At 70.0% G+C, this 11729-nt stretch carries 9 protein-coding genes; 4 read left to right on the top strand and 5 right to left on the bottom strand.

Annotated elements, in window-relative coordinates; genetic code table 11:
• Positions 1 to 14: 14 nt before the first annotated feature.
• Positions 15 to 638, bottom strand: a complete 624-nt coding sequence (locus ACQPWU_RS10320) for an anticodon-binding protein (RefSeq protein ID WP_433438611.1) — start codon at positions 636 to 638, stop codon at positions 15 to 17.
• A 71-nt stretch (positions 639 to 709) separates the two neighbouring features.
• Here ACQPWU_RS10320 and ACQPWU_RS10315 point away from each other — a divergent pair, with 71 nt between their 5' ends.
• Entirely contained in the window at positions 710 to 1348 is a 639-nt protein-coding gene (locus ACQPWU_RS10315; protein WP_433438610.1) for a hypothetical protein, read from the top strand.
• Here ACQPWU_RS10315 and ACQPWU_RS10310 read toward each other — a convergent pair.
• Positions 1341 to 3185, bottom strand: a complete 1845-nt coding sequence (locus ACQPWU_RS10310) for a hypothetical protein (RefSeq protein WP_433438609.1) — start codon at positions 3183 to 3185, stop codon at positions 1341 to 1343. The genes ACQPWU_RS10315 and ACQPWU_RS10310 overlap by 8 nt on opposite strands.
• 71 nt (positions 3186 to 3256) lie before the next feature.
• Between ACQPWU_RS10310 and ACQPWU_RS10305 the strand changes: the two genes are divergently transcribed.
• Complete coding sequence (locus ACQPWU_RS10305; protein WP_433438608.1) at positions 3257 to 4891, top strand: asparagine synthetase B family protein; 1635 nt, start codon at positions 3257 to 3259, stop codon at positions 4889 to 4891.
• 279 nt (positions 4892 to 5170) lie between these two features.
• Positions 5171 to 6862, top strand: coding sequence for a maltose alpha-D-glucosyltransferase (gene treS, locus ACQPWU_RS10300; protein ID WP_433438607.1), 1692 nt, complete (start codon positions 5171 to 5173; stop codon positions 6860 to 6862).
• Here the strand turns inward: treS and ACQPWU_RS10295 are convergent.
• Genes ACQPWU_RS10295 through ACQPWU_RS10285 form a run of 3 tightly spaced genes read right to left on the bottom strand, consistent with a single transcriptional unit; the run spans position 6849 to position 10344 of the window.
• The gene (locus ACQPWU_RS10295; RefSeq protein WP_433438606.1) at positions 6849 to 9116 is read right to left on the bottom strand and encodes an FtsX-like permease family protein; all 2268 of its coding nucleotides are present in this window, start codon (positions 9114 to 9116) and stop codon (positions 6849 to 6851) included. The two genes, treS and ACQPWU_RS10295, sit on opposite strands and share 14 nt — an antisense overlap.
• Positions 9113 to 9841 (bottom strand): ABC transporter ATP-binding protein, encoded by a 729-nt coding sequence (locus ACQPWU_RS10290; protein ID WP_360686838.1) that lies wholly within the window; start codon positions 9839 to 9841, stop codon positions 9113 to 9115. Before ACQPWU_RS10290 ends, ACQPWU_RS10295 begins: the two co-directional genes overlap by 4 nt.
• Positions 9838 to 10344 (bottom strand): PadR family transcriptional regulator, encoded by a 507-nt coding sequence (locus ACQPWU_RS10285; RefSeq protein ID WP_433438605.1) that lies wholly within the window; start codon positions 10342 to 10344, stop codon positions 9838 to 9840. Before ACQPWU_RS10285 ends, ACQPWU_RS10290 begins: the two co-directional genes overlap by 4 nt.
• A 132-nt stretch (positions 10345 to 10476) precedes the next feature.
• Between ACQPWU_RS10285 and ACQPWU_RS10280 the strand changes: the two genes are divergently transcribed.
• Positions 10477 to 11724 carry an ABC transporter substrate-binding protein gene (locus tag ACQPWU_RS10280; protein ID WP_433438604.1) on the top strand — a complete coding sequence of 416 codons (1248 nt, stop codon included), beginning with the start codon at positions 10477 to 10479 and terminating at the stop codon, positions 11722 to 11724.
• The last annotated feature ends 5 nt before the right edge of the window (positions 11725 to 11729 follow it).

Genomic DNA, 11729 nt, shown 5'->3' with positions numbered 1-11729 from the left:
ATTTTGCAATCCCGTCACAGCCGTTCCGGGCCGGGCAGCACACTCCGTACGGCGTCCGCCAGCCGCACCCGCGCCGTGTGCACCGGCCCCGGCGGCTCGTCGCCGACCGGGACGGCGGGCGCGCGCTCGTGCGCGTCGTGGTAGGCCAGCGCCAGCCGCACGAGGTACGTCTCCCACCCCGGCTCCCTGCTGACCATCCGCCCGGGCAGCTCGGCCAGCACCCGCAGCACCCGCCGGTCATGGGGTCCGTCGAGCAGCTCCCCGCGGAACCCTTCTGACGGCACTCCCAGCTCCCGCGCCCACCGGAGCGCGGCGCAGGCCCGCACGTGCCCGTATCGCACCACGAACCCGGGGTTCTCCCAGGTCCGCGGGAAGTCCGCCCACGAGGGCTCCGGGATCTCGACCGGCTCGACCCCCTCGACCAGCTCCCCCGGCACGCTGACGACGATCCGCAGGAACCCGGGCCCCAGGACCTCGACCTCGGACACCCCGTCCAGCTCCCCGACCTGCTCGGCCAGCGACTCGGCGGAGATGTTCCGCCGCAGCGCGACCGCGGAGACATAGACGGCCTCCCGCTCCCACGTCCCCTCGGGCACCGGCGGCTCCCCCAGCACCTCGGCCAGCTCCACGGGTGTCATGGCGACGACCTTATGCCGGGAACTCGGCGACGCAGGTAGATCGTCAATCTACACAGAGTAAAGGGGGCCAAATGGCGCGCAAGGTCGATCCGGCGGCCCAGCGGATGCGGGAGTGGCTGCTGCGGCTGCTGCTGTGCCTGCTCGCAGGCGTCGGGCTGAGCGTCTATGTGTCCCGGCCGGCCTGGAGCGGCGTGGGCATCGCCGCCGTGCTGATGGCCGGGTCGTTGCTCTCGATCCTGCCGCTCGGGTTCCTCGTCGCGAAGATGAAGGCGAGCGCCCGGCTGACCACGGTCGCCCTCGCGGCGGGCGAGGCGGTGTTCGAGCTGGCGCGCCTGGGCCTGCTCGCCTGGGCGGGCGCGGGAGCGGCCGAGGCCGCCTGGGCCGGCTTGTGGTCGGCGGCGCTGCTGGCGGCGCTCCTGCTGGCGATGATGTCGCTGAGGCGGCTCCTCAAGCCCGATGAACCCGGCAGGGCCGCCGACAGCCCCGGCCACGTGCTCGCTCCCCGTCAGCTCGTGGTCCAGGTGGGCATGATCGCCCGGGACATCGGCGCCTGTCTCCTCGTGGTGTGGAGCCCGTGGCTGGTGCTGGCGACGTTCGCCACGGGCACGGGCAGCGTGCTGCTGAGGGAGCAGCCGATCGGGAGGACGTGGGTTCAGACGATCTCCGGTTACGTGCTGCTGGTCGTCGCGCTCGTGCTCTGGCTCAGATGAGCGCGTGCGGTTCGGCGGAGCCGTACTCGACCAGCTGGGCCGCCCCCAGCAGCCAGCGGTCCTCGTCGCGTACCCGCACGTAGCCGAACCGGTCGGCCGAGAACACCTTGATCCCGTCCGTGCGGCACTGCCGCATGAGCACCTCGTCCCACCCCTCGGTGAGGTCGGCGAAGCCCAGCTCGCGCAGCGTGTTCCTGCGGGCCAGGAGGGTCGCGCCGACGATCTCGGGGACGTACGTGTACTCGGCGTCGGGCTGCTTGAGCAGCGTGGCCTGGGGCTTGCGCAGGTGGGCGTAGAAGGCCGCCTTGCCCACGATGTCGGCGGTGCTGAAGAGGAAGGCGCGCCGCAGGTCCGACAGGTAGTGCGCGCCGTACACGTCGCGCGGGTCCATGACCGCCACCAGGTCGGCCTCGCACAGGTCGATGCCGGCGCCGAGCATCGCGCCCTCGGTCATCGAGGGCTGCGGGCGGCGGTGGACGATCTCCACGTCCGGCAGCACGTCGCGGGCCCGCAGCTCCGACTCCGGCGGCCCGATGATGATGAGCTGGTCGACCCCCGACTGCTTGGCGACCTGCGCCAGCGCGTGCTCCATCAGGTACGGGTCGCTGATCGGCAGCAGAACCGAGGTGTTGAGCGTGGCGCGGGCGCTGGGCAGGCCGATCGCGTCGAGCAGCTCGTCGATGCGCTCGGACATCGTGCCCATCTGGTACGCCCGCCGCAGCGCCACGTGCGCCCGCCGGGTGTCGGGGTCGGGGCCGATGGGGGTGCCGCAGGCGGCCAGCTCGGCCAGCCGCCACTGGGGCGTCCCCGGCGGGCAGTCCACGCCGGCGGGCCACCGGTAGGAGGTCAGCACGTCGGGGTACATGAGGTGCTCGGGCAGGAGCTGGTCGAGCGTGAGCGTCCGGTCGATGCGCCCGCTGGAGAGCGGCAGCGGGTTGTGCACCCTGGGCTGCACCCCGAACTGCAACCGCGGCCAGGCCACCGTGAGATCGGTCGTGAACCGGTGCTCGAACAGCTCGGCCGCCGCGGCGTACGCGGCCACGTCGCCCTGCGTGTGCCAGAAGACGGTGCGGATGCCGCGCTCGGCGCACCAGGCGAGCAGCGCCTTGAGCCCCTCGCCCGGCTCGCCGATGATCTCCTCGGCCCACGGCCCCCGCGTGACGGACTCGACCACCAGCAGGTGGGGCACCTCCAGCGGGAGCACCCTGGCGAAGTCGCGGGGCGTGAAGCCGGTCGTCTGCCGCCACTCGTAGCGGAGCAGCGCCTCGACGTGCGGGTCGGCGATCACCGCCGCCGTCAGATGCGGCCGGGTGTTGGGTCCCGTCGGCACCCGGAAGGGCTTGAGCTTGAACGAGGCGCCCCCGACCGTCCTGGTCGTAGTCGTGGCCTGGAACGCGGCCCCGGGGCGCTCGTCCTTGGGCTTGACGGCCGCGGGGGGCCTGCGCTTGGGCGCGATGGGTCGCTTGACGGGCTTGGCGGCGCCCCTGAGCCCCTTGGCCAGCCGCACCGGATTGCTCTTGCCGCTCTTGATCGCGTCGCCGAGGCGGTTCCAGCGGGCGACCTTGATCGAGGACAGCTTCCAGTTGGCGACCTCGGCCTGGAAATGCTGCTCGGCCAGCTCCCTGCGCAGCTTCTCGGCGGTCGCCTCCTCGGCGGCGAGCCGTTCCTCGGCCTCGTTCAGCCGCGCGGCCAGCGCCCTGGCCTCCTCGACGCTCTGCTCGGCGGCGGCCAGCTTGGCCTGGGCGGCGTCCAGCAGCCTGGCCAGCTCCGCCGCTCGCTCCGCCTGCGCGACGGCATCCCGCAAGGCTCTACGCGTGCTCTCGAGCTCAGTAGACAAATGGACCTCCGCTCCCTCAGCCCGGCAAAGGATACTCTTTTGCCGGAAGCGTCTCGAAGGGATGAGATCCGGTGCAGTTCAACGTGCGGCCCTACGTCTGCGGAGCTCTAGGCCGGATCGACACCGCCATGCTCGGCAAGCTGATCGCCGCCGGGCCGCGGGTCCTCCCGGCGCTCCAGTCGCCCGAGGCGGCCCTGTTCAGCTCCACGCCGCTGCCGCCCTACCATCGGGCCGGCCAGGCGTTCGCGTTCTCCTGGGGCGAGCGCAAACCCGCCGCCGCCGAGGACTGGATGGCGGTGGCGGAGACGTACGAGACTCCGGGGCTGATCGGCGACGGCGAGCGTGTCACTCTCCACACGGGCGCCCTGGGGCTCGTGGACGTCTACTACGTGCGTCACGGCGACGCGGTCTACTTCTCGTCCCTGATCCAGCCGCTGCTCAGCCTCGTGCCGATCGAGATCGACTGGTCGGCGTGGGCCTCGATCATCCAGGTGACCTTCCCGCTGGGCGAGGCGACGCCGTACGCCGACGTCAAGCGGCTGCCCGGGTCGAGCGCGCTGGTGTGGCGGCACGGCGGGTTCGCGACGGAGCGCAGGCTGCCCCGATGGCTGCGCACGGAGCCGTACGAGTCGTGGATCAGCCCCCGAGAGATCGTCGACCTGCTGCACGAGGTCTACGAGGACTACGACGGCCGCAAGCTGCTCGTCCCGGTCAGCGGCGGCTACGACTCCCGGCTGCTCGCCGGCGTGGCCAAGGCCCGCGGGATGGACGTCGAGTCGTGGACGACCAGCCCCGACGACGGCACCGACACCGACATCGCGTTCGCCAGGTCGATCACCAGGGAGCTGGGCATCCCGCACCGGGTGATCATCCAGGACGCCGCCGACTACCCGGGCGACGCGGTCGAGGTGGCCCGCAGGCTCGAGTACCTCACGCCCCACCACGCCTGGTACGCGCCCTTCGCCAAGGAGGTGCACGGCGCGGGCCGGATCCTCGTCGACGGCCTGGCCGGCGGGCCGCTGCTGAAGAACTTCATGGTCAGCGGGGCCGCGCTGGAGGCCAGGACGCAGGCGGAGCGCACCGCGGCCGTGCTCGGCTCGCTGTCGCTGGGGGCGCCTTCCCAGCCGTTCCTGTCCAAGGCCGCCGCCCAGTGGATGGAGGAGACCGTTCGGGAGCAGTTCGCGGGCGCCACCTCCATGTTCCACGGCCACCGGGCCGAGCTGCCGCTCTCGGTGCTGCACACCAGGACCGTGCGGGGCATCGCGCGCTCGGCGGTCAACCTGGTGGGGCCCGAGGCGTCGTTCGCGGCGCCGTTCATCGACCCGCGTTTCTTCGACGCCGCGCTTTCTGTCGGCGTGGCCCGAAAGGACAAGGGCCGCTTCTACCGCGAGGTGCTCCACGCGGCCAATCCACGGGTGGCCGCACTGCCCTCCACCAATGTGGTCAAGCAGCCCCTCCAAAGGGTGCCGCTGCGGTCCACGGCCGCTCCCGCCCGAAATTATTCGCACCGCATGTTGGAGACTGTGGTGAGACGGGTGCCGGGGCTGCTGTCCGACGAGCTGCACGAGGTGATCGCCGGCGGACCTGACGCTCTGACCAGGTTCAACGGATGGAACGACCGCTTCTGGGTGCGGGGATTGGTGCTGTTCGGACTATGGCTGAGCGACTTCGAGAACGACCTCTCGGACCTCGCGCCACCTTTTTAGTGAACGCTGGGTAACAGAGCGATTACATACGGATCTCTCGGGTACTAACCCTGGCACAGCAGAAGCGGGTTCCGGAAAGCCACCGGGCTGGTAGTGTTCGGCCCGTAAGCGCCGCACAAACGGGCGCCAGATCACAAATCAGGTCTCGTTCAAGGGCAGTGGGGTTCGCAGGGATGACGACTCCACGCGGCGCGGTCACCAGATAAACGCCGGGGCAACCGGTGACTTCGTCCTGCCCACATCTCTTCCTGTGAGCGACATATGATCAACGCATCCCCAATGCCGGAGCCGATCTCCGAGGCGTTCGTCTCGGAGGATCCAGCCTGGTACAAGCGGGCGGTGTTCTACGAGGTTCTCGTCCGGGGGTTCAAGGACTCCAACGGCGACGGCACCGGCGACCTGCGCGGTCTCATCGAGAAGCTCGGCTACCTCGAGTGGCTCGGTGTGGACTGCCTGTGGCTGTTGCCGCTGTACGAGTCGCCGCTGCGTGACGGCGGCTACGACATCTCGGACTACATGAAGATCCTCCCGGACTTTGGGGACCTGGGCGATTTCGTGCAGCTGATCGAGAAGGCGCACGAGCGTGGCCTCCGGATCGTCACCGATCTTGTGATGAACCACACAAGTGATCGCCACCCCTGGTTCCAGGCGTCCCGGCACGACCCCGAGGGTCCGTACGGCGACTTCTACGTGTGGTCGGACCACCCCACGGGGTTCCCCGACGCGCCGGTGATCTTCATTGGCGCCGAGGAGTCCAACTGGACCTACGACCCGGTGCGCAAGCAGTACTACTGGCACCGTTTCTTCCACCACCAGCCGGACCTGAACTATGACAACCCGGCGGTGCAGGAGGCCATGCTGGAGGTCCTGCGGTTCTGGCTGGACCTGGGCATCGACGGGTTCCGGCTGGACGCGGTGCCGTACCTGTTCGAGCGCGAGGGCACGGCGTGCGCCGGGCTGCCCGAGACGCACTCGTACCTGAAGAAGATCAGGGCCGAGGTGGACCGGCTCTACCCCGACCGGGTGCTGCTCGCGGAGGCCAACGGCTGGCCCGAGGACGTGGTGGAGTACTTCGGCGACCCCACCACGGGCGGCGACGAATGCCACATGGCCTTCCACTTCCCCCTCATGCCGCGCATCTACATGGCGGTCAAGAAGGAGACCCGCGAGCCGATCTCCGAGATCATGTCGCGCACGCCCAAGCTGCCCGAGAAGGCGCAGTGGGGCATCTTCCTGCGTAACCACGACGAGCTCACCCTCGAGACAGTGACCGAGGAAGAGCGCGACTACATGCACAAGGAGTACGCCAAGGACCCGCGCATGCGCGCCTACCTGGGCATCCGCCGCCGGCTCGCCCCGCTGCTCGACAACGACCGTGACCGGATCGAGCTGTTCACGGCGCTGCTGCTGAGCCTGCCGGGCTCGCCGATCATGTACTACGGCGACGAGATCGGCATGGGCGACAACATCTGGCTGGAGGACCGCGACTCGGTCCGCACGCCGATGCAGTGGAGCCCCGACCGCAACGCCGGTTTCTCCTCGGCCGACCCGGGGCGGCTCTACCTGCCCGCGGTCATGGACCCGATCTACGGCTACCAGGCGGTCAACGTGGAGGCCCAGCAGCGCCACGAGGGCTCACTGCTCCACTTCACCCGCAAGATGCTGGAGATCCGCCGCAAGCACCCGGTGTTCGGCGTGGGCGCGTACACGGAAATGTGGTCGTCGAACCCGTCCGTGCTCACCTTCGTCCGCGAGGACCGCGACGACATCATGCTGTGCGTGAACAACCTGTCGAAGTTCCCGCAGCCGGTCGAGCTGGACCTGCGCAGGTTCGAGGGGATGATCCCGGTCGAGGCGCGGGGCGGCGTGCGCTTCCCGCCGATCGGCGAGCTGCCGTACCTGCTCACGCTGCCGGGGCACGGCTTCTACTGGTTCGCGCTGAAGAGCGAGAAGTCTCTCAGCGGGAAGTGACCGGCACCTGGGCACGGGCCGCGCGGCGGGCGGGAATGAGCGCCACCGCGAGGGCCGTGCCCACGGCGACCGCGACGGCGGCGATCAGCGTCAGGGCCGAGGGCGCCCGCCCGATGCCCGCGCCGACGCCACTCGTGTGGCCCTGCAGGTCGATCAGCCCGGTCACGACGGACATGCCCGCCGCGGCGCCCACGCCGACCCCGAGCACCACCAGCAGCCCCGTGCCCGTCACCAGCGTGGCCATGACCTGGCGCGGCGTCAGCCCCATGGCCTTCAGCACGGCCAGGTCGAACGCGTGGTCGCGCAGCCCGAGAGCGCTGGCGGTGAGCAGGTTGGCCAGGCCGATCAGCATCAGCACGGCGATCAGCGCCACGATCACCACCCGGATGACCGCCAGCCGGTCCGCCGGGTTGACCGCGGCCTGGACGTCCAGGCTCTCGCCCGACTCGGCCAGCAGCCGTCCGCGTACTTCGGCCTTGTCGGCGCCCGGTTTGAGGGCGAGCGCGTAGAACTCGGGCGGCACCGAGTCCTTGGCCGCCAGGCTGTCGAGCCCCACCGAGATCACTTCGCCGTCCAGGTCGGGCTCGACGGTCCTGCCGACGATCCTGACGATCAGCGGCGTGCCGCCCACGGTCAACCGCACCCGGTCGCCGATCTTGACTCCGAGCAGGTCGAGCAGGCCCTGCCCGGCCACCGCCTCGCCCTGGCGGGCGTACATGCGCCCCTCGACCACGGGGAACGGGTACGGCTCCGTCGAGCTGCCGATGGCCCGCACGCGGACCGAGCGGGCCTCTCCGGGCGCCAGGGCGTTCACATCGGTGCCCGGGTAGACCTGGGCCACGTCCCTGTCCAGCTCGGCGATGCGCTTGGCGTCGGCCGGCTCCAGCTTGCCGGGCCTGACGTACAGGCTGGCGTGCTGGCCGACCTGCTCGGGGTGGTCGGCGAAGTTGTCCAGCGTGGCCCAGACGCCGAGGCCGATCGTGATCATCATCATCGGCACGGCCAGCCCGAACGCCGTCAGGAACGCCGGCACGCGCCGGGTGAAGGCGTCCCTGGTGCCGAGGACGAGCGCGGGCGGGAGGCGTACCAGGAGGGCCAGCCGGGCAAGCCTGGACAGGTGGCCGCGTGGCGGCAGGGCGGGCGCGTCGGGGATCGGCGGCGTGCGGCCGCCGCGCCACGCGGGCACGCCCACCGCGGCCAGCACCACCAGGGCCGTGCCCGCGACGATGGCCAGCACGGGGATGGGCGCCACGGACGTCGCGCCGAGCACCGCCGCCGTCACGCTCCAGCCCACCAGGGCGCCGATCGCGACGCCGAGCAGCCCGAGCGCGCCGTGCTCGACCAGGAGCAGCAGCGCGATCTGGCCCCTGGTGAAGCCCATCGACTTGAGCGTGGCCAGGTCGCGGAGCTGGCCCAGCACCCGCCCGCCGGCGGCGTTGGCCAACGCGAGCGCGGCGGCCACGAGACCGACCACCCCGAACAGCGCCAGCAGCGTGCCCAGCAGCCGGTTGTCCAGCTCCATGGCGGCCCTGACCTCGCGCCAGGTGTAGACACGCTGGAGCTTGTCCTCCAGCATGACGACCACCCGCTGCGAGACGACCTGCGTGGCGTCGGGGTCGGCCAGGCGCAGGCCCGTCACCCACTCGCTGCGGCCCAGCATGGGTTCGATGCGGTCGAGCATGGCGGGCAGCACGTAGGCCAGGCCGGGCGTCCACTGGGGGTAGAAGCCCTGCTCGGCGGAGTCGGCGATGCCGCGTACGTACAGGGTGTGGCGCTCACCGCTGAGCGCGATGATCGTGAAGGGGGCGCCGATCCTGAGCCGCAGCGAGGTCGCGAAGGAGCGCTCGACGACCACCCCGTCGGGCTGTGAGGGGTCCAGCCACCTGCCCTCGGCCACCACCGGGTGCGCCACCTGCGGCGGCGTGGCGGGCATCGCGCGCAGCGCCGCGGGCTCCTTCTTGCCGTCCTGCGCCACGGTCACGGGCGCCGATCTGTACGGGCCCGCGACCTGCGTCACGCCGTCGATGCCGCCCAGGGCCACCTGAGGGCTGTCGTCGGTGTAGAGCCAGACGTGGGCGCCGTCGGTCTGGGCGAACAGGCTCCGCCACGGGTTCGTGCCGTCCTCGAGGAGGGTCGCGGCGGTGATCAGCGCGGCCACGATCCCGGCCACGGTCAGCACGGTCAGCACCGCCTGGGCCTTCCTGGCCCGCAGGTCGGCCTTGATCCACCTGCTCCCCGCGAGAGTGGCACTCATCGAAGATCGATCACCTCGCCGGCCGTTCTCGTGCGTCTGCGCGAGATGCGGCCGTCGTCCACGATCTCTCCGTCGAACAGGGACACCAGCCGGTCGGCCAGGCTGGCCACGCGAGCGTCGTGGGTGACCATGACGATCGTCTGGCCCTCCTTGTGGACGTCGCTGAGCAGGCGGAGCACGTCACGGGTGTTGCGGCTGTCGAGGTTGCCGGTGGGCTCGTCGGCCAGCAGCACGCTGGGCTGGTTGGCCAGCGCCCTGGCCAGCGCGACCCGCTGCTGCTCGCCGCCGGACAGCTGGGCGGGCGCGGCGTCGGCGCGGTCGGTGAGGTTGAGCGCGCCGAGCAGGCTCTCCCGCCGCTCTCGGGCCACCTTGGGCGAGGCCCCGGCGAGCAGCGCGGGCAGCTCGACGTTGTCGCCGACGGTCATGTTGGCGACGAGGTTGAAGAACTGGAAGACGAACCCGACCTTCTTGCGCCGCAGCAGCGCCCACGCGCTCTCCGAGAGCGTGTCGACCCGCTTGCCGTCGAGCCAGATCTCGCCGCTGGTCCTGGTGTCGAGGCCGCCCAGCATGTGGACGAGCGTGGACTTCCCCGACCCGGAGGGACCCATGATCGCGACGAACTCACCCGGCTCCACCTGCAGATCCACACCGCGCACGGCAGGCACGGGCACTGCGCCATCCTGGTAGATTTTGACCAGATTGACCGTTTTCACAACCGCGCTCATGCCAGATCCTCCTGGCAACGCTCGAGCCAGTCAAGATCCGCCTGCAGGTGGAGCATGGCGCCCTCGATGAGAAGGGTCGCCACCCGGTCGGTGGGCGGCGTACGGGCCAGGAGGTCGTTGAGATCGCCCATGAGCGACAGGTAGTGGCGGCGCTGCCGGCTGATCAGCGCCATCCGGTCGGCGATGCCGGTGAGGGGGGCGAGCACGAGCTTCATGAAGAACTCGTCGCGCACCCTGGGGCCTTCCGTGGGCTCGTCCACCCAGGTGGTGAGCACCTCCCGGCCCTTGGCCGTGAGGTAGTAGACCTTCTTGTTGGGCCTGTTGGACTGTTCGACGTCCACCGCCCTGACGAGACCGTCCTTCTCCAGCCTGCCGAGCGTGACGTAGATCTGGCCGATGTTGGGGGAGGGATAGGCGCTGCCGAACGTCTGCTCCAGCGCCTGTTTGAGCTCGTAGCCGTGAGCCGGCTCTTTAGCCAGGAGCGCCAGCAGGTGAAGCCGCACTGCCCCACCTCCCCGCCGTGTTACGAATGCGTTACGTAGGTATCCGTTGACCTACAGATTACATGTGTGCATAACATGAATGCATCTACCTAACACGTATGTAACCCCCCTCTGAACATGGAGGAAACAGAGGTGCGCTCGCTTCCGCTCTTCCTGGCCGTGCTCCTGGCTGCGGCCGGATGCGCTTCGGCGAGCAATGAGGGCAGCGGCGAGACGGGTACGGGCGGCACAGGCCCCATCACGTTCGCCACCGGCCGCGACACCACGGCGTACCTGCAACCCCTGCTGGACCGCTGGAACCAGGCCCACCCGGCCGAGAAGGTGACGCTGCTCGAGCTGCCCGAGGCCGCCGACGAGCAGCGCGCTCAGATGGTGGCAAACCTCCAGGCCAAGAGCGGCCGGTACGACGTACTGGGGCTCGACGTGGTCTGGACGGCCGAATTCGCGGAGAACGGCTGGATCATCCCCCTGGAGCGCGGGTTGTTCCCGCTCGACAGGTTCCTGCCGCCCGTCGTGGAGACGGCGGTCTACAAGAACAAGCTCTGGGCAGTCCCGTACACGAGCAACGCGGGACTGCTCTACTACCGGACCGACCTGGTCAAGAAGCCGCCGCGGACGTGGGCGGAGCTCCGCGACCAGGCACGGCAGGTTACGAAAAAGAATGACATTGGAGGCTATGCCGGGCAGTTTCTGGCGTACGAAGGGCTCACCGTCAACTTCTCCGAGGCCCTGCAGTCCGCCGGCGGGCAGATCGTCAGCCGGGACGGCACGGAGGTGACTCTCGATCCGGCCAAGGCTCAGATCGCGCTCGACTTCCTGCTTCAGGGTCTGCGCGAGGGCTGGATCCCCAAGGAGTCGCTGAGTTACAAGGAGGAGGAGTCGCGCCTGGCCTTCCAGGAGGGCCGGCTGGCCTTCGCCCGCAACTGGCCGCACGCGTACGGCCCCGCCAAGGCGAAGCTGGGCGACAAGCTCGGCGTGACCCGGCTGCCGGGGCCCACCGGTCCCGGGTCCAGCACGCTGGGCGGCGCCAACCTGGCGATCAGCGCGTACTCCAGGCATCAGCACACGGCGCAGGAGTTCATCCGCTACTTCACGAGCCTGGAGAACGAGCGCCGGGTCCTCACCGAGGGCTCGTTCCCGCCCGTGTGGACCGAGCTCTACGACGATCCCGCCCTGATCAAGCGCTTCCCCTACCTCCCCGTGCTCAAGGAGAGCATCCTCGCGGCCAAGGCCCGGCCGGTGAGCGCCAACTACAACCAGCTGAGCCTGGTGATCGCCAGTTCGGTCGCCAAGGCACTCGGCAACCCCTCCAGCGAGTCCGCCGACGACGTCGCGGTCTCCATGAAGTCAGAACTCGAAGAGATCATCAGAACCCAGTGAGGCAG

This window comes from Nonomuraea sp. CA-141351 (genome assembly GCF_050944675.1).
Taxonomy (GTDB): Bacteria; Actinomycetota; Actinomycetes; order Streptosporangiales; family Streptosporangiaceae; genus Nonomuraea.
The sequence above is the reverse complement of the archived record's forward strand: the minus strand, read 5'-3'. Positions and strand labels throughout refer to the sequence as shown.

Bases quoted from the DNA above. Each gene is read 5' to 3' on its own strand.
- ACQPWU_RS10295 (WP_433438606.1), bottom strand. From the start codon at position 9,116: ATGAGTGCCACTCTCGCGGGGAGCAGGTGGATCAAGGCCGACCTGCGG.
- ACQPWU_RS10315 (WP_433438610.1), top strand. From the start codon at position 710: ATGGCGCGCAAGGTCGATCCGGCGGCCCAGCGGATGCGGGAGTGGCTG.
- treS (WP_433438607.1), top strand. From the start codon at position 5,171: ATGCCGGAGCCGATCTCCGAGGCGTTCGTCTCGGAGGATCCAGCCTGG.
- ACQPWU_RS10290 (WP_360686838.1), bottom strand. From the start codon at position 9,841: ATGAGCGCGGTTGTGAAAACGGTCAATCTGGTCAAAATCTACCAGGAT.
- ACQPWU_RS10320 (WP_433438611.1), bottom strand. From the start codon at position 638: ATGACACCCGTGGAGCTGGCCGAGGTGCTGGGGGAGCCGCCGGTGCCC.